The organism is Cellulomonas sp. McL0617 (genome assembly GCF_049994875.1).
In the GTDB taxonomy this organism is placed as follows: Bacteria; Actinomycetota; Actinomycetes; order Actinomycetales; family Cellulomonadaceae; genus Cellulomonas.
The window spans coordinates 1,094,964-1,117,505 of record NZ_CP188256.1; the positions used below are offsets into that span (position 1 = coordinate 1,094,964).

The 22,542-nt window shown below is 67.3% G+C and carries 19 protein-coding genes; 11 read left to right on the forward strand and 8 right to left on the reverse strand.

Annotated elements, in window-relative coordinates:
• Window positions 1-549 precede the first annotated feature (549 nt).
• From ACPPVS_RS04920 to ACPPVS_RS04935, 4 genes are all read left to right on the forward strand, one after another.
• Window positions 550-1,593, forward strand: coding sequence for a DNA sulfur modification protein DndB (locus ACPPVS_RS04920; protein ID WP_426594913.1), 1,044 nt, complete (start codon window positions 550-552; stop codon window positions 1,591-1,593).
• Between the two features lie 247 nt (window positions 1,594-1,840).
• The gene (locus ACPPVS_RS04925) at window positions 1,841-2,533 is read left to right on the forward strand and encodes an SAM-dependent DNA methyltransferase (protein WP_426594914.1); all 693 of its coding nucleotides are present in this window, start codon (window positions 1,841-1,843) and stop codon (window positions 2,531-2,533) included.
• Complete coding sequence (locus tag ACPPVS_RS04930) at window positions 2,530-5,886, forward strand: DEAD/DEAH box helicase (RefSeq protein ID WP_426594915.1); 3,357 nt, start codon at window positions 2,530-2,532, stop codon at window positions 5,884-5,886. Before ACPPVS_RS04925 ends, ACPPVS_RS04930 begins: the two co-directional genes overlap by 4 nt.
• Window position 5,887: 1 nt before the next feature.
• Window positions 5,888-6,925, forward strand: coding sequence for an Eco57I restriction-modification methylase domain-containing protein (locus tag ACPPVS_RS04935; RefSeq protein WP_426594916.1), 1,038 nt, complete (start codon window positions 5,888-5,890; stop codon window positions 6,923-6,925).
• Between the two features lie 155 nt (window positions 6,926-7,080).
• On the opposite strand, the gene ACPPVS_RS04940 is transcribed toward ACPPVS_RS04935, so the two are convergent.
• Window positions 7,081-7,560 carry a hypothetical protein gene (locus tag ACPPVS_RS04940; RefSeq protein WP_426594917.1) on the reverse strand — a complete coding sequence of 160 codons (480 nt, stop codon included), beginning with the start codon at window positions 7,558-7,560 and terminating at the stop codon, window positions 7,081-7,083.
• A gap of 342 nt (window positions 7,561-7,902) precedes the next feature.
• On the opposite strand from ACPPVS_RS04940, the gene ACPPVS_RS04945 reads away from it, so the two are divergent.
• On the forward strand, window positions 7,903-10,497 hold the full coding sequence (locus ACPPVS_RS04945) for an AAA family ATPase (protein WP_426594918.1): 2,595 nt from the start codon (window positions 7,903-7,905) through the stop codon (window positions 10,495-10,497).
• Window positions 10,498-11,025: 528 nt separating this feature from the next.
• Here ACPPVS_RS04945 and ACPPVS_RS04950 read toward each other — a convergent pair.
• Window positions 11,026-11,466, reverse strand: coding sequence for a hypothetical protein (locus ACPPVS_RS04950; protein ID WP_426594919.1), 441 nt, complete (start codon window positions 11,464-11,466; stop codon window positions 11,026-11,028).
• Between the two features lie 91 nt (window positions 11,467-11,557).
• Between ACPPVS_RS04950 and ACPPVS_RS04955 the strand changes: the two genes are divergently transcribed.
• A complete protein-coding gene (locus ACPPVS_RS04955; RefSeq protein WP_426594920.1) occupies window positions 11,558-11,773 on the forward strand; it encodes a helix-turn-helix domain-containing protein in 216 nt (71 codons plus the stop codon).
• A gap of 114 nt (window positions 11,774-11,887) precedes the next feature.
• Here the strand turns inward: ACPPVS_RS04955 and ACPPVS_RS04960 are convergent, their stop codons facing one another.
• Window positions 11,888-12,430: a TetR/AcrR family transcriptional regulator gene (locus ACPPVS_RS04960; protein WP_426594921.1), complete on the reverse strand. Its 543-nt coding sequence runs from the start codon at window positions 12,428-12,430 to the stop codon at window positions 11,888-11,890.
• A 121-nt stretch (window positions 12,431-12,551) separates the two neighbouring features.
• Here ACPPVS_RS04960 and ACPPVS_RS04965 point away from each other — a divergent pair, with 121 nt between their 5' ends.
• Window positions 12,552-12,863 carry an antibiotic biosynthesis monooxygenase family protein gene (locus ACPPVS_RS04965; protein WP_426594922.1) on the forward strand — a complete coding sequence of 104 codons (312 nt, stop codon included), beginning with the start codon at window positions 12,552-12,554 and terminating at the stop codon, window positions 12,861-12,863.
• A gap of 113 nt (window positions 12,864-12,976) precedes the next feature.
• Here the strand turns inward: ACPPVS_RS04965 and ACPPVS_RS04970 are convergent, their stop codons facing one another.
• Both ACPPVS_RS04970 and ACPPVS_RS04975 read right to left on the reverse strand, forming a co-directional pair.
• Window positions 12,977-14,065, reverse strand: a complete 1,089-nt coding sequence (locus ACPPVS_RS04970; RefSeq protein ID WP_426594923.1) for a TIGR03118 family protein — start codon at window positions 14,063-14,065, stop codon at window positions 12,977-12,979.
• Window positions 14,066-14,582: 517 nt separating this feature from the next.
• Window positions 14,583-15,215: a TetR/AcrR family transcriptional regulator gene (locus tag ACPPVS_RS04975; RefSeq protein ID WP_426594924.1), complete on the reverse strand. Its 633-nt coding sequence runs from the start codon at window positions 15,213-15,215 to the stop codon at window positions 14,583-14,585.
• Between the two features lie 54 nt (window positions 15,216-15,269).
• Here ACPPVS_RS04975 and ACPPVS_RS04980 point away from each other — a divergent pair, with 54 nt between their 5' ends.
• Both ACPPVS_RS04980 and ACPPVS_RS04985 read left to right on the forward strand, forming a co-directional pair.
• Window positions 15,270-15,671, forward strand: coding sequence for a nuclear transport factor 2 family protein (locus tag ACPPVS_RS04980; RefSeq protein ID WP_426594925.1), 402 nt, complete (start codon window positions 15,270-15,272; stop codon window positions 15,669-15,671).
• Window positions 15,671-16,399 carry an NAD(P)H-binding protein gene (locus ACPPVS_RS04985; RefSeq protein ID WP_426594926.1) on the forward strand — a complete coding sequence of 243 codons (729 nt, stop codon included), beginning with the start codon at window positions 15,671-15,673 and terminating at the stop codon, window positions 16,397-16,399. Before ACPPVS_RS04980 ends, ACPPVS_RS04985 begins: the two co-directional genes overlap by 1 nt.
• 256 nt (window positions 16,400-16,655) lie before the next feature.
• Here ACPPVS_RS04985 and ACPPVS_RS04990 read toward each other — a convergent pair whose 3' ends face one another.
• The 3 genes from ACPPVS_RS04990 to ACPPVS_RS05000 all read right to left on the reverse strand — a co-directional run bounded on the left by ACPPVS_RS04990 (window position 16,656) and on the right by ACPPVS_RS05000 (window position 19,926).
• Window positions 16,656-17,780, reverse strand: coding sequence for a GNAT family N-acetyltransferase (locus ACPPVS_RS04990; protein ID WP_426594927.1), 1,125 nt, complete (start codon window positions 17,778-17,780; stop codon window positions 16,656-16,658).
• Between the two features lie 104 nt (window positions 17,781-17,884).
• Window positions 17,885-18,919, reverse strand: a complete 1,035-nt coding sequence (locus tag ACPPVS_RS04995) for a Gfo/Idh/MocA family protein (RefSeq protein WP_426594928.1) — start codon at window positions 18,917-18,919, stop codon at window positions 17,885-17,887.
• Window positions 18,916-19,926, reverse strand: a complete 1,011-nt coding sequence (locus ACPPVS_RS05000) for a Gfo/Idh/MocA family protein (protein ID WP_426594929.1) — start codon at window positions 19,924-19,926, stop codon at window positions 18,916-18,918. The genes ACPPVS_RS04995 and ACPPVS_RS05000 overlap by 4 nt, the downstream gene beginning before the upstream one ends.
• 132 nt (window positions 19,927-20,058) lie before the next feature.
• On the opposite strand from ACPPVS_RS05000, the gene ACPPVS_RS05005 reads away from it, so the two are divergent.
• Together ACPPVS_RS05005 and ACPPVS_RS05010 are read left to right on the forward strand one after the other, a co-directional pair.
• Window positions 20,059-21,075 (forward strand): LacI family DNA-binding transcriptional regulator, encoded by a 1,017-nt coding sequence (locus ACPPVS_RS05005; RefSeq protein ID WP_426594930.1) that lies wholly within the window; start codon window positions 20,059-20,061, stop codon window positions 21,073-21,075.
• A 131-nt stretch (window positions 21,076-21,206) separates the two neighbouring features.
• Window positions 21,207-22,526 (forward strand): ABC transporter substrate-binding protein, encoded by a 1,320-nt coding sequence (locus tag ACPPVS_RS05010; RefSeq protein ID WP_426594931.1) that lies wholly within the window; start codon window positions 21,207-21,209, stop codon window positions 22,524-22,526.
• The last annotated feature ends 16 nt before the right edge of the window (window positions 22,527-22,542 follow it).

Here is a 22,542-nt window from a genome sequence, read left to right on the forward strand (position 1 = left end):
GGACCGTCCGGCAGGTCCGAGAGTGCCCGCAGTGGGCGCGTGTCCAACTCGGGGGACGCAGGTTGTTGACGTGGCCCGATCCCAGTGGGACGCTCTCTTGTGCCGGATCAGTCATGCTATGCGCGCTAGTGCGACGCGGGAGGGTTGACGCCCTGGCCCGACTAGGGTAAGCTAGCGCGACAAGTTAACAATAGCTGCGGAGCTGCTCACGAATTCCAAACTCGGGGGCTGGCGGAATGTGTCGTCGGCGTTGACGGGTGGGCCCAAACCACCTTGAGCCAATGGCGCGCGGACCGCCCCGCTTACCACCTCGGGACTGGTGTCCAAAACCAGTCTCTGTGAGGAGTCGGGTCGCGTTGACGGACGCGTCCAAACCGCCCCGAGCGGCCCGACTCCTCGTGAGGGGATTTCCTCCCGAGGTTCTCCAGGCGCTCTGGTCATTGCGCAGAAACCACACGGAAGGCAAGAACCATGTCGATTGAACTCACTGCACCGGCCCGACCGGGCATCCACCTGTACGCCCTCCAGGGCCGGCAGGGGGACAGGCAGATGTATCTGCTGCTGGTCACCAACCACGAGCTGCTGCGCAACTTTGCCGCGGAGGCTGAGGTGAGTGATGGCCATGAGCGGGTCCAGCGCGACCTCGATCGCAAGCACTACAAGGACATTGTCGGGTACATCACGGAGAACCCGGCCGATTACCTCCTCGGTGCCATGACCTACGCGATTGACACCGTGGACGCCTCCGACTTCATCGCGGCCGGGCCTGGAAGCAACATCGGCACGCTCGTGCTGCCGACGAGCGCTCGTATGCGTTGTCTCGACGGTCAGCACCGCCGGGCCGCCATTGCCGAGGCAGTGAGCCTGGATGAGTCCGTCGGAGATGACTACAGCGCCGTCGTGCTCTACGTCGAGGACGACTACATGAAGCGTCGGCAGATGTTCTCCGACATGAACGCCACGCCCAAGGTGGTGTCGAAGGCGCTCAACATCACCTTTGACAGCCGAGACCCCTACGCGAAGGCGGCCCAGCACCTCGCCGACCAGCACCCGCTGCTCGCGGGCGTGGTCGAGACTCGCAAGGCCCGTATTACAACGACCGACGCCAAGATCTTCTCGCTGGCCGGTGTCTACGACGGGCTTAAGCGCTTCGACCTCGGCATGGTCCTGCCTCGCGGGCGCTCTCCGAAGAACAAGACCATCGACGAGCTCATCGAGATTGGCACAACCCTCTTCGACACGATCCAGGCAGCGTTCCCCGAGTTTCAGGAGGCGAAGGACAAGCTCGAGGCGACGGACGACGTCAAGGAGCAGGCCGACCTGATGCGCCAGGCCCGGCGTTCGACGATCCTCTTCTCGACGACAACCCTGCGCGTCGTCTCCGGGGCATTGCACGAGGCAATGAAGGTTGACGACGAGAACGACCCGGCGAAGTACATCGGCCGTCTCGCCAAGATCGACTTCGCTCCGACCTCAAAGTTGTTCGCGTCCCCTGACGTCGGATTCGTCACCGGCTCCGGAACCCCCTCGGCCCGCAACCAGGAAGTCTTCGCTGCTACGAAGGCCCTTACTGAGGCGATCCGCATCCGCTGATCAACCACCTGCGACCCCGGCAGCGTCCCGACGCTGCCGGGGTCGCGTCGCGCCCAGGGCTGTGCGACGTACCGCAAAGTCGTTGAGCTTCCGTGCCGTGTTGACGGGCGCCGCGACTCGCTTGCATTGGCGCGAGCTCGCGCCGAGGCGGCCGTGGTGTTGACGCCCACGCAGGTTTGGTTACGCGGACTCGCCACCGGACGCTCCATAAGCATGCACGAGTCCGGAGCGCCGATACGCTCACCCCGTGACCGCTACCGCCCTCCTGCCTGGCGTAGTTGCAGGAGATGGCGAGAGAAGCGAGGAGTGTGAGTCGCTCATCAAGTCGAAGGCGCGCGTCAAGGCGCACGGCGAGGTGTTCACACCCGCCCACATGGTCAACCAGATGCTCGACCTCGTCTCCGAAGAACTGGAGACTGGGCCCAACTTCGTCGACGCGACCTTCCTTGAGCCTGCCGCTGGCGACGGGAACTTCCTCGTCGCCATCTTGGGCCGCAAGCTCGCTGCGGTCGAGGCGCGACTGCCGTCGCAAGTGTGGGAGCGAGAGTCGTTGTTCGCCCTCGCGTCGATCTACGGCATCGAGCTGCTGGAAGACAACCACGCTGACGCGCAGGCCACGATGCTCGACCTGTTCCTCGCCTGGCACAAGGGGCACGGAACCGGCGTCGGCGGGCGCACGAAGCTGTTCCGGGCGGCGAAGCTCCTCATCGCGACGAACATCCGGCGCGGCAACACTCTGACCGGCATGGCGCCGGACGGGTCCGAGATCGAGTTCTCGTGGTGGCGCCGCACCCCGGACAACCTCGTGATCCGCGAGCCGTTCACGTTCAACTCCCTACGAGCCGATAACCCTGCCGTGGACCTGTTCGCCGCTCTCGACGAACCGATCGTCCACGCGCCGTGCCGTATCGACAGCGTCTTCGCCGAGGAAGCCCAGTGAACCCCGACAGCCCTAAGATCAAGACCTTTGACGAGGTCGTCCCGATGATCTACTCCTGGACCACCCCGAGCGTCATCTCGCCAGGCCACACCACGTCCCTCGAAGACGACGGTTGGGAGAAGATCGGGTACACCGAGGGATCCGTCGACGTCCGCATCGCCCAGCAGGCCTCGCAGATGGGCGCGTTCGTCCGGAAGCGCAAGCTCTGGGCGTACAAAGCGCAGTTCATCACCGAAGGCGGCGGCTGGTTCAGAGACCACGAATTCCATAAGTTCCTGCATCAGCAGGGCATCAAGCGGTTCGAGGACCAGGGCAGGACCGAGTGGCACCAGTTCGCCGGGGCGCCGAAGACTTCGGACGAGTACTTCTCGGCGTTCATCAAGCAGGACTTCGCCGCCGCGCGGACGGTGGATCCACACGACTACACACTGCGCCCAGAGCAGCTGCAGGCCATCGACCAGGCCCTGACCGCATTCGGCCCCACCGTCGAGGGCAACGAGGCGCTCTGGAACGCCAAGCCCCGGTTCGGCAAGACGCTGACGACGTACGACCTTATGCGCAAGATGGACGTCAAGCGCGCCTTGATCGTCACCAACCGGCCGGCCATAGCGAACTCGTGGTTCGACGACTTCGAGAAGTTCGTGGGCCACCAGACGAGCTACCAGTTCGTGTCCGACTCTCCGTCGCTCGACAAGCGCCACCCCATGACCCGCCACCAGTGGAAGGCGTACTCGCGGGAGATTCAGGACCAAGACCCTCGCATCATCGAGTTCGTCTCGCTCCAAGACCTCAAGGGGTCGCTGTTTTTCGGCGGGTCGTTCGACAAGCTCAAGTACATCGCAGACACGCAGTGGGACTTGCTCGTCATCGACGAGGCGCACGAGGGCGTCGACACCACGAAGACTGACGTCGCCTTTGACAAGATCAAGCGGACACACACGTTGCACCTGTCCGGCACCCCGTTCAAGGCGCTCGCCAAGGGCCGGTTCGGCCAGGACCAGATTTACAACTGGACCTACGAGGACGAGCAGACCGCGAAGACCCAGTGGTCCGACGGGACGCACGACAACCCCTACGCCCAGCTTCCGACCCTGAACCTGCTCACCTACCAGCTCTCGCGCATGGTGGCCGACCGTCTCGCCGAAGGTGTCGCGCTGGACGAGGAGTCCGGGAACGTCGACTACACGTTCAACCTGGCGGAGTTCTTCGCCACGAAGGACAACGGCTACTTCATCTACGAGTCCGACGTCGAGCGGTTCCTGGACGCGCTGACGACGCAAGAGAAGTACCCGTTCTCCACCACCGAGCTGCGTGACGAGATCAGGCACTCGTTCTGGCTGCTCAACCGGGTCGCATCAGCGAAGGCGCTGGAACGGCTGCTCAAGAAGCACCCGGTGTTCTGCGACTACACGGTGATCCTGGCGGCCGGCGACGGTCGGCCCAGCACCGACGACGGTGACGGGCTCGACGAGGACGCCGACGACTCGGTGGCCACCGGCAAGTCGCTCGACAAGGTGCGTGACGCCATCGCCATGGCGGAGGCCGACGGCGACAAGACCATCACACTGTCGGTCGGCCAGCTCACCACGGGGGTCACCGTCCCCGAGTGGACGGCGGTCATCATGCTGTCCAACCTCTCGTCCCCGTCGCTCTACATGCAGGCGGCGTTCCGGTCGCAGAACCCCTGCACGTTCACGCGCGCCGACAAGGTGTACGTCAAGAAGAACGCCTACATCTTCGACTTCGCGCCCGAGCGCACGCTGACGATCTTCGACCAGTTCGCCAACAACCTCGCACCGCGCCCGCCCGTCGACGGCGCCGAGCGGCGGGAGAACATCCGACGGCTGCTCAACTTCTTCCCGATCCTGGGTGAGGACACCGAGGGCCGGATGATCGAACTCGACGCGGAGAAGGTGCTCACCTTTCCGCAGGTGTTCAAGGCTCGCGAGGTCGTGCGGCGCGGCTTCCTGTCGAACCTGCTGTTCGCCAACGTGTCAGGCATCTTTAGGGCCGTGGAGCACTTCGAGGACATCCTCAACCGGCTTCCGGTCGCCAAGGAGAAGAAGGCCGAAAAGGGCAAACCTGTCGACGTGCCCGTCCCGCCGCCGACCACGGACGAAGACGGCAATGTGAAGGTCGACTTCGGGACAGTCATCAACCCGAAGGTCGCCGAGATCGGCAAGCCGATCTACAGCGACGAGGACGTGCCGGTGCTCGACCCGGCCTCGGTCAAGGCTGCGCAGGCTGCCGAGAAGATCGCTGCGGTGATCAACGACAAGGCCCGCGAGACCCGCGACAAGCTGGCCGCCGAGTACGACATGACGGGCAAGCAGGTCACCGCGGACGAGAAGGCCACCGAGGCGCAGGTGAGGGCCAAAGTGGAGCGCGCTTACACCGACCACCAGATCGCGCTCAGCCACATCGAGGCCGAAGCCAACGAGGCGGCGACCGAGGTCGAGCTCGACGCCCTGGAGACGAAGAAGGTCGAGGCGAAGGCCGACCTCGACGCCCAGGTGCTCGCGATCTTCCACGACACGCTCGACGACGTCACGGAGACCGTCGTCAAGCGCGAAGAGACGAAGAAAGCTCAGAAGGCGGTGAACAAGACGTTGGACGCCGCCCGCGACCACCTACGCGGGTTCGCCCGGACCATCCCGATGTTCCTCATGGCCTACGGCGACCGCAACATGACGCTCGCCAACTTCGACGACTACACCCCTGACGACGTGTTCTTTGCCCTCGCGGAAATCACCGAGGAGGACTTCCGCAAGCTTCGCGACGGTCGAGACGTCTCGGACCCGAAGACCGGCGAGGTCACGCATATCTCCGGCCTGTTCGACGAGGCGGTGTTCGACCAGGCGATCCAGGAGTTCCTCGCCAAGAAGGACAAGCTCGCCGACTACTTCGACCCCGCCCTGACCGAGGACATCTTCGCCTACATCCCGGAGCAGAAGACCAGCCTCGTGTTCACCCCGAAGCCGGTCGTGCAGATGATGTGCGACACCCTGGAGGCGGAGAACCCGGGCATCTTCTCCAACCCGGACAGGACTTTCGCGGACCTGTTCTCCACCGCCGGGCTGTTCTGCATGGAGCTCGTCCGCCGGCTCGACAAGGGCCTCGCCGACGCGATCCCGGACCCGGCCGAGCGGCTACAGCACATTTTCACCAAGCAGGTGTTCGAGATGAGCCACAACACGATTCTTCACGAGATCACGCTCGAAGCCGTCAGCGGCGGCGTTCCCGAGCGCCGAGCGTGGCTGGAAGACTCAGGGCACTTCCGGGTCGGCAACCTGGCCAGGATGAGCACCGCCGAACGCGAAGAGCTGGTGGACCAGATGTTGGGAGACAACTGACGTGAGCAAGAAGTTCGACGTCGTTATCGGCAACCCGCCGTACCAGAAGGACTCCACCGGCACCGCGACTTTCAACATGCCCGTGTACCACCTCTTCATGGACGCGGCACACGAGGTCGCCGACAAGGCCGTTCTCATCACGCCTGCTCGCTTCCTGTTCAACGCTGGGTACACGCCGAAGGACTGGAACGCCAAGATGCTCGCCGACCGGCATCTGACAGTCCCCAACTACGTCCCAAACAGTGACGAACTGTTCCCGGGAACCGACATCAAGGGCGGCATCGTTGTCACCTACCGCGATGCATCACGCGCAGTTGAACCCATCGGCGTGTTCACGAAGTACCCGGAACTCAACACGATTCTCCACCGTGTTGTCGAGACCGGTATCGAGTCGCTGACGACTCTGGGCATCACGAGCGGTCGCTCCTACAGGTACACGGACAAGATGCACAGGGACTATCCGAAGGCGTCCGAGCTCCTGTCCGCTGGACACCACTATGTGGTTGGCACGAGCGCCTTCCACCGAGTCTCATTCCTCTACCACGACACGCCGCCCAACGACGGGCAGGAATACGTCCAGGTGCTCGGTCTAGACGGCAAGAAGAGGTCCATTCGGTGGATTCGCAGCGAGTACGTCACTGGCCCTTCAGCCCTGGGCAGGTGGAAAGTGGCGGTCACGAAAGCGAACGGCTCGGGCGCCTTCGGGGAGTCGTTGAGCACGCCGGTGGTCGTCGCGCCCCAGGCTGCCGTCACTGAAACCTTCATTACCATCGGAGCCTTTGATGCCGAGGGCGAAGCGGCGGCGTGCCTCAAGTACATCAAGGGAAAATTCGCAAGGACGATGCTCGGGGTTCTGAAGATCACTCAGGACAATACCGCGAAGGTGTGGAAGTACGTCCCAACCCAGAACTTCACGCCCGCCTCGGACATCGACTGGTCACAGGACATCCCAGGCATCGACGCCCAGCTCTACGCCAAGTACGGCCTGGACGACAGCGAGATCGCGTTCATTGAGGCGCGCGTCAACGCGATGGAGTAACAGGGCCTCGCGGTCGACCGCCTCAACGAAAGGGCGGCAGATCGGTCAGGCAGCGCCGACAGCTGCAGCCTCCAAGCCGAGACTTGTGCACCGTGCCGCGTCAGGACCAGGCTCGGCGCCGCTGTTGATACAACCTCAGGTCTCGCCGTGGAGTGTCAGCGCACGTTCATCATCATCCCGGCGGCTCCGCACGCGAGGCATTCCCACGCAATTGCTCGCTCGCGCAGAGCTGCGTCTGGGACATGCGGCCCTGTTCCCCAGGACAGCAAGCCACCGCAGTGCATGCATGCGGCCGGAACCGCGTCCGGACCATCGACGGGCTGGATTGTTTCGTGACCACTCCAGTTGCTGAGGTGTTGCGCTGTCTCGACATCGGCCCACGCGAGGAAGTCATCGGCGTCAATGGAGCGCAACTTCGCGGGTGGATCTGTAATGAGCGTGACCTGACCGGCGTCGCCTAGTTCGAACAGGTACCTCGGCAACACCTCGTCGCGATGTGCCGCGCAGTAGCCGAGCACGGTCGAACGAATCGACCCACCGCCGCCTTCAGAAGCCTCGACACCCGCAATCACACCGAGGAGGCGGGTAGTCGGCTTGCCACACATCATGCAGCTCTGGGGTCTCGTGTATGCCATGCGGCCCATGGTGGTGACGCGGAGGCGAAGGTTCGACGCGGAACGCGGACGAGCCCGAAACGTCCAAACAGGAGCGGCACCGCACACCGCGACTGCCGTGCGCCTCCGACACAGCCCGGAGCGAAGCACAGTGTCGCGCCGCACCGTCCTATCCTTTCCGCGACTGTCGGACGCGCCGCTACGTTGGGGTCGGGCTGGTGCCTGACCTGGCCAGACACGACGGAGAGAGGGCGGAGTGCCGAACAACGGGCTGGTGCTGATCTGGGACCGGGACGTTGCCGTCCGGCTTGACTGAACTGGAGGACCGTGAATATGGCCGGAAGCTGGGCTCGGTTCTGGGCAGTGGACCTGCATGTGCACACACCAGGGTCAGGAGATGCCAAGGAAGAGGACTTCGGGAGCGCGGCGGACGTCGTGCGGAGGGCGCTGGACGTTGGGCTCGACGCCATCGCAGTGACCGATCACAACACCGCGGCGTGGTGCGGACAGATTGCGGAAGCGGCGAAGGGGACTGGCCTGGTCGTGCTCCCAGGCTTTGAGTTGAGTACACAGCAGGGCCACCTCCTGGGGATCTGGGAGGAGGGGACCGCCCCGTCTGCGATCGAAGACGTCCTGATCAGGCTCGGGTTTGAGCGCGGAGAGCTCGGGAACACTGACGTGGTCGCCGCCAAGGGCATGGCCGAGTGCGCCGCGGAGATTGTCGCGGCCGGCGGTGTGGCGGTCGCCGCCCATATCGACAAGGAAAAGGGCATCCTAAAGCAGCCCGTTCAGACTCACGTGAACCAGTTGCTGGCGGACACAAACATCGCGGCGTTCGAGTATGTCTTCGCTGAGACCCCAGGGAAAGTTGCGGCGAAGCTCGGCGACGCTCGGCACCCTGCTCTGCTTCAGGGCTCTGATGCCTATGACGCAACACTTAGTCGGCACTCGGCGACCGGGATCGGAATACGACGTAGCTGGATTAAGGCTGCGCGACCTGACCTCTGTGGCCTCCGCTACGCGCTCGAGGACCCCGATCTACGAGTTCGGCTCACCACCAACCCATCGGCCGCCGAGCCGCACGCCGCCATCGGCCGTGTCGCGGTGTCGGGCGGTTTCCTTGGCGGGACGACAATTGAGTTTAGTCCAGACCTGAACTGTCTACTCGGCGGTACCGGGGCAGGCAAGTCACTCGTCCTAGAGGCCATTCGGTTTGCCCTCGACCAGCAGGTCGACAAGTCACTCTTCGGTCCGATTCGTGGCGAAGTTGACCGTCGGTTGGAGTCGGCACTCGGCGAAGGCACGACAGCCGCAGTCGAGATCAGTACGCCCGCCGACAATTATCGCGTCACCCGTGCGTATCGCGCGGCAGGGTCGACGCCGGTCGTGGAGCAGTACATCGAGGGAGAGTGGCTTCGGGTGGACCACGTTCCATCGAGCCTGATGACCATCGCGGCCTTCTCCCAAGGCGAGATTCTGGAGTACGCGCGACAGCCGGTGGGCCGAGTCGGACTTGTGGACGCGCATCTCGACCTCTCTGGGATCGAGGCCCGGATCGCCGACAGCATTTCGAGGTTAAGGATCAACGGGACCAACCTGATTGCTGCGCGCGACAGGGTGCAGGCGCTTGCCGAGCAGGCCGCTCAGGTCGCGGCACTCAAAGAGCGTGAGCGTGAACTGGCTACCTTGTTTGACGGCGAGCTGGTCAGGGCCCAGAGTCGGTGGACCGCCGAGCAAACGGCGATTTCCACTCTTTCCACGGCGATCGATGGCGTCCAGTTTGTCCGGCCAGTGGCACCCGATGCGGCGACTGCCAAGATGTCGCCCGAGCACGATGCGCATTTCTCAGAGATCCGCGCGGCTCAGGACGATCTCAAGGAGGATATCGACGAGGCGGAGAAGCGCGTCACCGACAGCCTCGCCAGGCTCAAGGGGGTGGTAGCCGGCGCTAAGGCCGACATGGATGCTGATTTTTCGAGCTTCAAGAAGGAGCTCGACGACGCGCTGGCGAAGTCCGGCACTGGCACGCTGCCCGTCTTGCGAAACGAACTTGAGACGGTGCAGACCAAGCTCAGTGCAGCGGAGGCGGCATCCAATGAGTTGCAGAACGTTGTGCAACCCGCGCTCGATCAGCTCGGTGGCGAGCGCGAGGCGATGCTCGCCGAGCTCAAACAGGCACGCGATGAGCGCCGCGCGCTCCGGCGGGCGCGCGTCAATACGTTGAACAGCAAGACGAAGACGTTCGTCAAGATGGACATCCCGTCAGAGGGCGACACTATTGACTTTCGTCATCTGCTCGGCTCGCTAAAGACTGGATCTCATGTTCGAGACAACGTACTCGACCTAGTAGCAGAGAACGTGCATCCCTACAGTTTGGTTCGCGCGCTCTGGAGCGGGGATGTCACGAAGCTTGGAAAGTTGCCCGACGGGGTACAGGCGGCGGACATCTCGCGTCTCGTGACGACGATCGCGGATCGCGGGCTTTGGCAGGAGCTGCTCGATGGACAGTTGGTAGATACGCCGGACGTGCTCAATGTGAGGTTCCGCAAGCCCGAAGGGTCGGACTACGCGAGCATCGAAGACCTCTCGCACGGCCAGAAGTGCACAGCGATCCTAGTTATCCTGCTGGCGGACGGGGAAAGCCCGGTCCTAATCGACCAGCCCGAGGATGCATTGCATGCTCCGTGGATCGAGGAGTATCTGGTCGACCGCCTCCGCGATCTCCGGGGCAGCCGGCAGTACATCTTTGCTACCCGCAGTCCGGGCCTCGTGGTAAGTGCCGACTCAGAGCTGCTCATAACGATGAAGGCGACCGCGGGCAAGGGCGAGGTCGAAGCTTCCGGTTCGCTTGAGCGGTACGACCTGAACAAGCTGGCTCTGCTTCACCTTGAGGGTGGAAAGACTCCGTTCGCCCGGCGTACCCGAAAGTTGAACTCCTCGCTGCGGAGCACGACGTGAGCCCGACGCGCAGTGCCCCTAGAGCGGCCTCGTCGACCAGTGCCAACGAAGCTGGTCCAAGAATTCCCACGTCCCCGTCTGGTGCAAGCTGACTGGGCTGTCGGCGTGCCGGATCGCGCCGCTGCCGCGACCTCACCAGCGGACCCATTGGCGGGTCTGACCGTCGAAGCACTCGTGTTGTCTGCGTCAACGAAACGGCTCCAGATTGATCAGTAGCGTCGGTGCAGTTGGAACGAACATCCAGGTCGGGCGTCCGAGGGTCCCCGTCAATAGGGGCCGGATCGCTTTCGATTCCCGCCACCTCCACTATTCGCAATGCTGTGACCTGCGTAGATGCGCGCGATAGACGCGCCAATGGTTGACGCTGTCAACGGTCCGCGTCAACATCGCAGGTCGGCGACGTGGTCGACCTGCGTGCCACGGCTGGCCGCCGGGCGGCGGGCACGTGGTGACCAATGGCCACCGCTGGTCCCACCGCACGAGGGCGGATTCGGCACTCCCGTATCGCGCGGCCGCAGGTGCGCCTCGTCAGGTGCCTTCGTCGAGCAGCAATGAGGCGACTGCTCCAGGGTCCTCGCGCATCGCGTTGTGGCGGGTGGGCAGGTCGTGGACCCGCCAGGCGGGGTCCGCCGCGAGTCGGGTGCGCAGGTCCGTGAACGGTGTGCCGTCCCACCCTGAGCAGTAGACGAAGTCGCGCCGGGCGATGTGGCCGACCGCTCCGGTGAGGCGGACCGTCTGCAGGAGCGAGGCGAGGGGGTGGGGGCGGCGCCGAGGATCGCCCCCGTCGGGCTGGCGGAACGGGGGATCGACCGCATAGCCGCAAGATGCGGAACCGCTGACGAACGCCTGCCGGTAGTCCTCGGTCGTCGAGGACCAGCACGACTCGCCGTCGCGCGGGACGTAGGCGTCAAGGTGGACCAGGCGCGAGACCCGGCCGGCGGCGCGGTCCGCGGCCGCCGCGATGACCATCCCGGCATAGCTGTGCCCGACCAGCGTCGCATCGCTGATTTGAGCCCGGTCGAAAAGTTGCCTGAGCAGACTGTTCCGTGACGACCTCGGGATGACCTTCTACGAGTGGCGCACACAGCTGCGCATCTACCACGCGCTCGTCCTGCTCGCCGGCGGGCACGACGCGACCCGGACCGCCCTCGCGTGCGGATGGGCCAACCCCAGCAGCTTCATCGCGGCATTCACCGACGTCGTCGGCACCACGCCGGGCCGGTACAGGGCAGAGGACCGGCACCGGATCGGCGCTCCAGAGCAGCGCGAGGATTGACTGCTGCAGTGCGTGGGCAATTGCACCCAGGCTGCTTACTGGCGAACCCGGCACGCCGGACGTCAGTGCCGTGGGGCCCCGGCCTGCGCGACTGTCGCCCCGAGCCGGCGGGGACTATGCGGGGGCGTGATACCGATCTTGTGTGCTGCCGCCTACGGCGCGCCAGACCAGAGTGGCTGCGCGGGTGGGCCACTCGGCGGGCGGTGGTGACCCGGCGAGCGCGCGGGCGTACCACGAACCGGTGCACAAGGTGACGGCGACCTCGAGGTCGGCGGTCGGGTCGATCTGGCCGAGCTGTCGTGCCCGCTCGAGGATCGCAGCGATGCGGGCGCGGCGAGGGGCGATGACGTGACCTCGGTACCGGACGAGCGCTTCGGGTGCCGTGCTGTCTTGGAGCATGGTGCCGACCAGGGACAGTCGTCCTGGCCGGGAGACGGCCTGCTGGAAGTTGACCAGCTCGGCGATCAGATCAGCGAGCGGGTCCTGCGACATGACGGTGTCGGGATCCTCGCCTGTTTCGCTGAGGGCCGCCGCCGCGAGGCTGGCTTTGGTCGGCCAGCGCCGGTACAGCGCCTGCCGGGTGGTGCGCGCCTCCTGGGCGACCGCGGCAACCGACATCGCTTCGTAGCCGTGGCGGGACAGGTGGCGGTTGGCCACGGCCAGGATGCGGGCGTCGATCTCCGGGTCGCGAACTCGACCGTGGCGCTGCGGACTGCCGGTAGTCTCTGACACTCCAATACAGTATCGTATTGTTGAAGCAGAACGAGGGAGGCTCGCCGTGGTCGTGGAGTACATCCGTTACGTCGTGCCGCCTGTGCAGGCCGATGAGTTCGAGCGTGCGTATCGTCGGGCCGGGCGGGTGCTGGACGCTGATCCGCACTGCGCGCGGTGGGAGATGGCGCGGGGCGTGGAGGAGCCGGAGCACTTCATCGTGCGGATCGAGTGGGACTCGGTCGACGGCCACGAGCAGGGCTTCCGCACCAGCCCGGCGTTCGGGGAGTTCTTCGCCGCCGTCCGGCCGTTCTTCGCGGCAATCCAGGAGATGAAGCACTACCAGCTGCGGCCGACAGTCGGCACCGATGGCCACTGACCCGAGGGCACCCCGCACGCCTGCCGTGAAGCGTTCGTCGCGCGTCGCGCGCGCGACGAACGTTTTCAGCCGCTGCGGGGCCGCCGAGCTCGGCGTCACCGCCCGTGGTGGTGCTACGGGGCGGCCCTCAGCAGGCCGAGCAGGCCGTGCTCCTCGCCGCCCGGTCCGGCACTGAACCACACGGAGTCGGTTCCGCCGGCCACGACGTCACCGACCATCAGTCCCCAGAGGCCCTCGATCGTCAGGGGCCGACCGTCGGTGCCCCGCAGGGTGCCCCGCGGGTGCCCGCTCGGCAGGTCGAAGGCGTGGATGCGACCGTCACCGAAGTTGCCGATCAGCAGGTCACCGGCAAAGCTGCCGAACGACGCCGGTGCGACCGCTAGCCCCCACGGCGAGTCGAGCGCACCGCGAGTGGCGAAGCGCTGCAGGAACCGGCCGGCGTCGGAGTAGACGTCGACGAACCCGTGGCCCTGGCCGCGGACGTCGTCCTTGCCGACCGCGTCCTGCTTCGCGTACGTCACGAAGACCTTGCCGTTGATCTCGGCGACGTTGAACGGTGCGTAGCCCTGGGGCAGGAACCGGTCGTGGAACATCCCCGGTGCCGTCGGAACGGGCGCGAACGACCCGTCGAACACGTCGATCCGGTTGGCGTGGAAGTTGGCGGCGAGCAGGACCGGCCCGGAGGAAGCGTGCACCAGCGCGAGGCCCTTGTAGATCGCACCGTCGACGTGCCCGACGGCGATGGCGGACGCTCCGCCGTTCCATGCGGACAGGTCGCCGTCCTCACCGATGAAGATGAACCGCGCCGGCTGACCGGTCCCGGGCACGACGAACGAGGTCGTGTCGTTGAAGACCTGTCCGGTCGGCGCGCCGCCGGGGATGGCGACGCTGAGCGCCTTCGTCACGGGGCTGCCCGCGACGTCGGTCCGGTAGACCGTCGTCACGTCGGACCCGTTGTCCGAGACCCACACAGGAGTGTTGGTCCCCCGGGAGAGTCCCCACGGGTTCACGAGCTCGGGGTCGGTGGTGGCCGCGACTCCGGGAAGGTCGGCGACGAGGTTCACCTGCTGGAAGGCGGCCTGGTGCCCGCCGTGGTGGTGGTCGTGGTCGTGGTTGTCGTCGTTCGCGGCCGCGGGGCCCGCGATGGCCAGCACGAGGACCGCCGAGAGTGAAGCTCCGATGAAGGTCGATCTGGCAGACATGAATTACGCCTCCTCGATCCGGGGCCGGCATCGGCGCACAGCCTTCCCTTCGGACACGAGGCAGCACCCCTTCGGGTTCATCGTCGGCGGCGCTCAACAGATGAACGTCGTTTCGGCGACGGCGTGGGACACTCGCTTGGTGGGTCGGACGCCGCAGGGATCGCGGCACCCGACCCGGAGGGCCGCCCGCCCCTTGGCGGCAAGCAAATCAAGCCTCGTGTTGACCACGTCAACGGATCAGCTCGAATCGGGTCGGGATCGACGGATCCGCGATCGCGGACCCGCAGATCAGACGTTCGTCATCGTCCGCCGGCACTCGCCGTATCGCTTTCGATTCCCGCCACCTTCACCAGCTCTATGCCTCTCATCTGTGCAAACGCGCAGCTGGAGACGCTATTGGTCGACGCCGTCAACGTCTTGTCTCCGTCCAGGGGGTGCTGCTGTAGGTGCTAGTGGAACTGCCGCGCCGGTAGTGAGGAAGAGGCAGCCGGGTGACCCAGACCTTGCGAACGGATTCTTAGAGGAGGGCGTTCGTGATGGTGGACTCGACGAAGCTTGCGTAGCGCCGTAGGGACCACGACCCGCGCACCACGAGCAGGTCGTACATCTCCGGCGAGGAGACGGCGAACATGACGTCGGTCGCCGACGTGAGCGAGATGCCGGCACGCAGGTGACCCGCGCGTGCCAGAGCCTGTGCGTTGGCGCGCATGCGGCGTCGTCTCTCGGCATCGAGCTCGTCGGACAGCTCACGGATCGTCGCGTCGACGATCGAGGCGTCGCGCACCAGGAGCAGGAGGGGAACGACCCGGGGTGCGACCTCCGTCGCGAGGCGCGCCCAGCCCCGGACGACCTCGCGCGGATCGGACAGGTCCCGCAGGTCGTCCGAGCGGCGCTCGGCGGGCACGGAGCCGACGCCTAGAAGGGCTCGATCCCGCAGCGCCCTGACCAGACCGGCCTTGCCTCCGAAGGTCTTGTAGACCGTCTCGGGCGAGACACTCGCCGCCGCGGCGATGCCAGCGACTGTCGTGGCGGCGTAGCCGTGCTCGAAGAACAGGGCCTGTGCGGCGTCCAGGATGGCCCTCTGTCGTTGCTTGGCCTGGTCCTGACGTCGGGTCGCGTCATAGCGGCGGGTCTTGACGGTCGCGGTCAACAGGAGCATCCTCAATATTGGTTACAACTCACTGTATCAAATACGGAGACCCTCATGGAGGATGCGGCATTCGCCCTTGCGCTCAGGGACGCGACGAACGCGCGGGACGTCGACCGGGTCGTGGCGTGCTTCGCTGCGGACTACGTCAACGAGACACCGGGCCATCCAGCCCGCGGCTTCACAGGCGTCGAGCAGGTGCGACGCAACTGGACACAGATCTTCGCGGGTGTGCCCGACCACACCGCGTCCCTGGTCGCCTCGGCACAACAGGGCGAGACGGTCTGGACCGAGTGGGAGATGAGCGGCACACGCCTCGACGGCCGTCCCCACCTGATGCGAGGGGTCATCAGGTTCACCGTGCGTGAGGGCCTCGCGTCGGCGGCGCGGTTCTACGTCGAGCCGGTGGACCAGGCCGACGTCGACGCGGACGCAGCCGTTCACCGGATCGTCGGCTGATGATCCTCGTCGCCGGCGGCACCGGCAGGCTGGGTTCGCTCGTCGTCAATGGGCTCGAAGCGCTGGACGTGCCGACGCGGACACTGAGCCACCACTCCGACGGCGATCTGAGAGGGATCACCGAGACGAGTCTCGAGGGCGTGTCGGTGGTGGTCTCCGCGGTGACGGGATTCCCGACGCAGCGACCGAGGGATGTGGACCGGGACGGGAACATCGCGCTCATCGACGCAGCCGAGCGTGCGGGCGCCGACGTGGTCCTGGTCTCAGTGCTCGGCGCGTCGCCCGACAGTCCGATGGAGCTGTTCCGGATGAAGCATGCCGCTGAGGAGCACCTGCGGCGCAGCCGGTGCTCGTGGACCATCGTCCGGCCGGACGCCTTCAAGGAGATGTGGGTCGAGATCCTCGAACAGACCGCTGGGCGGCAACAGCGTCCCCTGGTGTTCGGGCGGGGGGACAACCCGTTCGCATGGGTCTCGGTGGAGACGGTCGCCGCCGAAGTGGTGGCCGTCGCGACCAACGCGTCGATGCGCGGCCTCGTCGTCGATGTGCGCGGCCCGCAGCGACTCACCCTCGACCAGCTCGCGCGACGGGTGATGTCTGATCACGGTTGGCAGGGCGCGCCTCGGCACGTCCCGCGCGCCGTCCTGCATCCGATGTCGCTGGCCCCCGGCGCACCAGGCCGACGGGCTCACGCGGCCCTCGCGATGGACATCGTGTCGACCCAGTGATGGCCTGGGCTCGGTCCAGTACGTCATCGACTATGGAGTTCGCGAGCCTCGATGGCCCCGATCGCGCAGAGCGCTCGAAGCGGCGCAATGACGTTCGAGCTGCCTTGTGTCCTCACCGTTCGGCACCGCAGCAAATCCGATCGCTTTCGGGCCCTAGCCACTTGATGCCGGAAATGCCACCGCCGGTGCGGACGCACACCGCAGGCCGGGTCCGGCGACGACTCACCTGACGACCCTTGCCGCCGCCGCCCGCCGGTCAGAAGTGCAGTCCGGAGCGGGCCTCGACCGGCCAGCGCAGGAGGTCGTCCAGGATCCGCGCGTCGCGCCCGTCGGCAAGCAGTCCGGCGGCGTGCAGGGCGTCTGCGCGCGTCCCCGCGAGGAACAGCGCCGCGAGTTCGCGGGCGCCCAGCCGGACGTCGGCCGCGCGAGCGGTCGGCTCGACGGTGGCACGACCGCGCGTCACGGCTAGGAGCCAGCGGCCCGACGCCGCTCCCGTGCCGTCGGCGACCTCGATCACGAGCGACGTGTCGGGGCAGGAGTAGCCCCGCATCGCCAGCGCCCGCGCGGGGTCCAGCACGCGCAGCGAGTAGCCGTCGGTCACGGCTGTGACCCGCCGCGCCGCGCGGTCCTCGATCATCCACGCCACGGGGTCCTCGAGACGGGAATCGGCGGCCCGGATCGTGCTGGCTATCCCGGTCGAGCAGAGCGTCTGCCAGAGGGCGGCATGGGCGTCCACGGTGGCGTAGGACTCCGCGCGGACCTCGATGACCTGCGCGCGGGGGGTCCACCCGAGGAAGGCCCAGGTCAGGACGCCGTCGACGACTCCCCGGTCGTCGGTGTGCACGAGGCACCGCGCCCCGTCGTCGCTCTCCGCCCCGGTCAAGGCCGGCGTCAGGGCGCCGAAGCGGAGCACGGCCGACGACATCGCGACGGCACGGGCCAGCTCGTCGGCCCGATGGGTGCCGGCCTCGTGGACGGTCCCCGCCGCGGGGTCGCGCAGCCGGAACCGCGCGCAGTCGACCTCGACGCACGCGGAGCGGATCGCCGGCGCGAAACCGAAGCGCGCGTACCTGGCGGGGTGCGCGGCGTGCAGTGCCATCAGGGGAGTGGCGGCGTCGTGGGCGGCGGCGTCCATCAGCCGGCGCATCAGCCCCTGCCCTTGGTGGGTCGCCCGCACCGTCACGTCGGCGACGAGGGTGCAGGGGATGTCCTCGTCCCCGCCGGCTGCGAGGCCGGCGGTGAACGTCGCCAGGGTGGCGACCGGGACGTCGTCGCCGAGAGCCCCAACCGGTCGAGTGGCGTCGTCGTAGATCGCGTGCAGCGTGCGCCCCTCGGCCGCCCAGCGGGCGGCGAGCGCCCCGATCCGGTCCTCAGCCGGCACGGGTTCAAGGAAGCCGTGGAAGCGCGCGGTCATCCAGGCCCGCGTCGGTGGGTCCGGCCGTCCGTCGACGCACCCGGCGGGAAAGCTGCGATGTCGAAGAGCGGTCACAGCGCTGCGCTCGTCGTCGATCGGACGTCCACGCACCGGCCCCCGGACCGTGCCGACTCCAGCGCAGCCGTCATGATCTCGACGGAGCGGACGCCGGCCGTCGCGCCGGCGTCGACGGGCACCCGGCCCCGGGCGGCGTCCACGAAGTTGCCGATCATCGCGGCGTCCATGTCCGACCCGAAGGACCACCACTGCGGACCGCGGCTGCCGTGGCCCGACAGGTGGAGGTTGAACGCGTCGATCCGCACGCGTCCCGCGGTGCCGATGACGTCCAGCGTCAGACCGCCCCAGGTCGGCGCGGACCGCGGCTGGCTCCACGAGCAGTCGATCGTGGCGATGACGCCGCCGTCGTACTCGATCGTGACGATGCCGCCGGTCTCCACCGTGGTCGGGGGCGTCTGCTCGAGGACGCGGTTCGTGGCTGCGCGGACGCGCCTCGGTGGACGGTCCAGGAGGCCGTCGATCAGGTCGGTGCAGTGCACCAGGTGGTCCGCGAGGGCGCCCCCGCCGGACCACTCGGCCTGGACGAACCACTCCCGCTCCCGGGGCAGCATGCCGTTGTTGGTGCCGAGGACCGCAAGCACCGCGCCCAGCGTGCCGGACTCGACCCGTGCGCGCACGTGCCGGTAGGCGGGCGACTGGCGGACCGGGTGCGCCACCCCCAGCACCAGTCCGGCGGCGTCGGCGGCTCGCCGCATCTGGACGGCGTGGTCCACGGTCGTGGCCATGGGCTTCTCGACGAGCACGTGGCAGCCCTGCGCGAGCGCCGCCATCACGTCGTCGTGGTGGCGGGAGTTCTCCGAGCAGACGACAACGGCGTCGACATTGCGCAAGAGGCTGCTGCGGTCCTCGACCCAGCGTGCGCCCGTGACGTCGGCCAAAGAACGCCCGCGGTCCGCCGTGTCGCCGGGGTCGTGCGGGTCGCTGAAGGACACGGCGACGTCCGACCGGGCGCGCAGGTGGCGCAGGTACCCGCCGGCGTGCCCGTGAGCCCCCGACAGCACACCCACCCGCAGCGTCGGGCCGCTCATCGCGGCGCCGCCATCTGCTCGCGCCAGGGCAGGAAGTCGACGGGCCCACCACGTGAGATCGACTCCTGAGCCGCCTCGGCCAGGGCCACCGCCGTGACGCCGTCCCAGACAGAGACGCGGCACGGCCCGTCCCCGTCGAGGGTGCCGGAGAGCTCGCGGAGCTGGCTCAGGTAGGGGCTCTCCTCGGCCGTGTCCGGGGGCAGGTAGGACTGCTCGGTCGCGAGGCCCGGCACGTCCTCGAACACCGTGACCTCGTGGTCGGGGCTGCTCACGAGCCGCCCCGCGCTCCCCGCGATGTCGAACGACGGCCCGAACGTCATTCCCGGGCTGCCCCAGAACGACTGGACGTGGGAGATGGCCCCGTTGTCGTGCTCCAGGGTCGCGTGCGCGACGACCTCGGGGGGAACCCGGCCGTCCGAGGTCGGCGGGTTCTGCACCGCGTGAACCGTGCGGACCGGCCCGGCCAGCCAGCTCGCCTGGTCCAGGTCGTGCACCATCAGGTCGAAGACGATGCCGCCGGAGGCGCTCTCGTCGAGGAACCAGTCGGCGGTGGGGCGTGAGCCCCCGCGGACGAACCGCAGGACCGCGAGGTCGCCGACCGCGCCGGACCGCACCGCCCGGTGGGCGGCCTCGTACTGGCCAAAGAACCGCACGACGTGCGCCGGCAGCACCCGGACGCCGCGCCGCTCGGCCTCTCGCGCGAGCTCGAGCGCGGCGGCGAAGGTCAGCGCCATCGGCTTCTCGCACACCACCGGCAGTCCTGCCCGCACGGCCGCGCCGGCAACCTCGACGTGGGTCGCCGACGGCGTGCAGACGTCGACGACGTCGACGTCCTCGAGCAGGTCGTCCAGCGTCGGCCGCACCTCGGCCCCGTACCGGTCGGCCAGCCCGGCGGCGCCGTCGAGGGCGAACACGGAGACCTCCCAGCCGAGCCGCCGCCAGAACGGCACGTGCAGCGAGGTGATCGCGCCGGCTCCGACGACGCCGACACGGCGCAGGACACCCATCGGGACCCCTTCGGCCTTCCGAAACGTTTAGGCTGCTCGACCATAGCCGCAAGGCCGGAGGGCGGACAGTCGGACGAGACGCCCGACGAGTCGCGCGTCCGGCGCGTCATCGATGGTCGGGGGAGGGGAGCCATGCAGCCACGGATCACGATCGTGGACGTCGCACGGGACGCGGGGGTCTCCATCGCGACCGTGTCGGCTGCGCTCAATCACCGGCCGGGAGTGTCGGAGGCGACGCGCGAGCGGGTCGTGGCGACGGCCAACGAGCTCGGATGGTCCCCGTCGCTGCGCGGTCGCAGCCTGTCGCAGAAGCTGGCGTTCAACGTCGGCCTGGTCATCCAGCGCGACCCGTCCGTCATCGCCTCCGACCCGTTCTTCGCCGGGTTCATCAGCGGCGTCGAGTCGGTGCTCGAGGACGGCGGCTACGCGCTCGTGCTGCAGGTGGCCCCCACCCGTCAGCGAGCGGTCCAGCGGTACCGGCGACTGGCCGACGACCACCGTGTGGACGGCGTGTTCCTGACGGACGTGTCCGTCCCCGACCCACGGTTCGACCTCGTGCGCACGCTCGGCATCCCAGCCGTGGCGATCAACGCCACGCCCGGGTGGAAGGGCATCTCGACGGTCCGCCAGTCTCACGAGCCCGGCATCAACGCCCTGCTCGAGCACCTGGTCGAGCTGGGCCACAGACGCATCGCACACGTGAGCGGGCCGCGCGACTACATCCACGCGCACGACCGCGAGGCCGCCTGGCGCGCGTTCCTGTCGGCCCGCCACCTGCGGCCGGGGCCGGCCGTGGAAGGGGACTTCTCGCTGGCCGCGGGCAGCCGTGCGGCCGAGACGTTGCTCCGGCGCCAGCCGCGCCCGACGGCGGTGTTTTGCGCGAACGACCTCATGGCGATCGGCTTCATCGCCAAGGCCATGGAGATGGGGTTCTCGGTCCCGTCAGACGTCTCGGTGGCGGGCTACGACGGCATCGACGTCGGCGCCTACGCGCAGCCGACGCTGACCACCGTCGCCACGGCGCCGCACTCGCTCGGCGAGCACGCCGCCAGGGCCCTGCTAGCGATGGTCGACGGGGAGCAGGCGTCGCACGCCGAGACCGAGCCCACCCGTCTGGTCGCCCGGGCGTCCACCGGCCCCGCCGCCTGACGCGCCGCGCCGCGCCCCGTTCGCCCGACCCGCTCCGGCATCGACCGGCCCGTTCGAGTTGCGCGTCCGAAACGTTTTGGTAGTGTCGCCTCCCATCTCGTCCGAAACGTTTCGGAAACGTTGGAGGAACCATGGCGACAACGACGTTGCGTGTGCCCCGCCTCGCCCTCGTGGGCGTAGGCCTGGCCGTGATCCTGGCCACCGGGGCATGCTCGGGGGGCGGTAGCTCCGACGCGGGCACCCCACAGGGGAAGGCCAGCGGGACCCTCAACATGCTGGTGTCGAGCTCGACCGGCTCGGATGCGGGCTTCAAGGCGGTGAACAAGGCGTTCGAGGCGAAGTACCCGGACGTGAAGGTCAACTTCTCGTCGGTGCCGAACGAGAACTACGCCCAGGCGCACTCGTCGCGCCTGACCGCCGGCAGCATCGACGTCGGCCTGGCAGGCCCGGTCGAGCTTCCCAGCTACGTGCCCCAGGCCAACGAGGGGGACGACGCGCGGCTGGCCGACGCCGGCGGCTACGTCGACCTGACCGACCAGCCGTTCATGAAGATGTACAACCCGACGGTGCTGGACAAGATCAAGTACAAGGGCAAGAACTACACGGTGCCGACCGGGCTCAGCTACTACTCCGGGATGTTCTACAACAAGAAGATCTTCGAGCAGAACGGCATCCAGGTGCCGACGACCTGGTCCGAGCTGATCAGCGACTGCCAGAAGCTCAAGAGCGCCGGCGTGGTACCGCTCGGCATCGGTGGCAAGGACTCGGCCGGGCTCAACATGCTGGGCGTGGTGCAGAGCCTGTACCCGACCGCGCAGGCCAAGCAGGACCTGGCCAAGGGGCTCTACGGCGGCTCGGTGAAGCTCGACGAGGGAAAGCAGCTGCAGGTCCTGAAGCAGGTCGAGCAGCTGTACTCGTTCGCGGAGCCGAACTTCGCCGGGGTCACCTACGCGACGATGACGTCGGACTTCGTCAACGGCAAGTTCGCGATGATGAGTGACGGGACCTGGAACACGACCACGATCCAGCAGGCCGGTGGCAGCAACCTCGACTTCGGCTACTTCCCCATCCCCGCGAGCGAGAACGCCGCGGACAACGCGTCCCTGGGGGGCAAGGTAGAGCTGACGCTGGCGGTCCCGAGCAACGCGAAGAACAAGGCCGCCGCGCTCGAGTACCTGGACTTCTTCACGAAGAACTACCAGCTGTTCGACGACCAGGCGGGCTTCGCGCCGTCGGTGACGGGCGCGAAGAGCAACGCCTTCTACGAGGGCATCGCGCAGTACACCAGCAACTTCGAGCCGGCGTGGGACACCGTGTGGATCCCGAACACCAAGGCCGGTCCCGCCGCGGCGCTCCCGTTCAACTGGGCCGGCGTCGCACCCATGGGCGAGTCCGACGCCCAGGGTGCCGCGCAGGCATCCCAGAAGGACTGGGAGGCAGGCCTGAAGTAGCACTCGCGGACCACCC

Excerpts from the sequence above, each read along its gene's own strand:
- ACPPVS_RS04920 (WP_426594913.1), top strand. The coding sequence starts at position 550 with ATGTATCTGCTGCTGGTCACCAACCACGAGCTGCTGCGCAACTTTGCC.
- ACPPVS_RS04940 (WP_426594917.1), bottom strand. The coding sequence starts at position 7,560 with ATGGCATACACGAGACCCCAGAGCTGCATGATGTGTGGCAAGCCGACT.
- ACPPVS_RS04950 (WP_426594919.1), bottom strand. The coding sequence starts at position 11,466 with ATGGTCATCGCGGCGGCCGCGGACCGCGCCGCCGGCCGGGTCTCGCGC.
- ACPPVS_RS04955 (WP_426594920.1), top strand. The coding sequence starts at position 11,558 with ATGACCTTCTACGAGTGGCGCACACAGCTGCGCATCTACCACGCGCTC.
- ACPPVS_RS04970 (WP_426594923.1), bottom strand. The coding sequence starts at position 14,065 with ATGTCTGCCAGATCGACCTTCATCGGAGCTTCACTCTCGGCGGTCCTC.
- ACPPVS_RS04980 (WP_426594925.1), top strand. The coding sequence starts at position 15,270 with ATGGAGGATGCGGCATTCGCCCTTGCGCTCAGGGACGCGACGAACGCG.
- ACPPVS_RS04985 (WP_426594926.1), top strand. The coding sequence starts at position 15,671 with ATGATCCTCGTCGCCGGCGGCACCGGCAGGCTGGGTTCGCTCGTCGTC.
- ACPPVS_RS04995 (WP_426594928.1), bottom strand. The coding sequence starts at position 18,919 with ATGAGCGGCCCGACGCTGCGGGTGGGTGTGCTGTCGGGGGCTCACGGG.
- ACPPVS_RS05000 (WP_426594929.1), bottom strand. The coding sequence starts at position 19,926 with ATGGGTGTCCTGCGCCGTGTCGGCGTCGTCGGAGCCGGCGCGATCACC.
- ACPPVS_RS05005 (WP_426594930.1), top strand. The coding sequence starts at position 20,059 with ATGCAGCCACGGATCACGATCGTGGACGTCGCACGGGACGCGGGGGTC.
- ACPPVS_RS05010 (WP_426594931.1), top strand. The coding sequence starts at position 21,207 with ATGGCGACAACGACGTTGCGTGTGCCCCGCCTCGCCCTCGTGGGCGTA.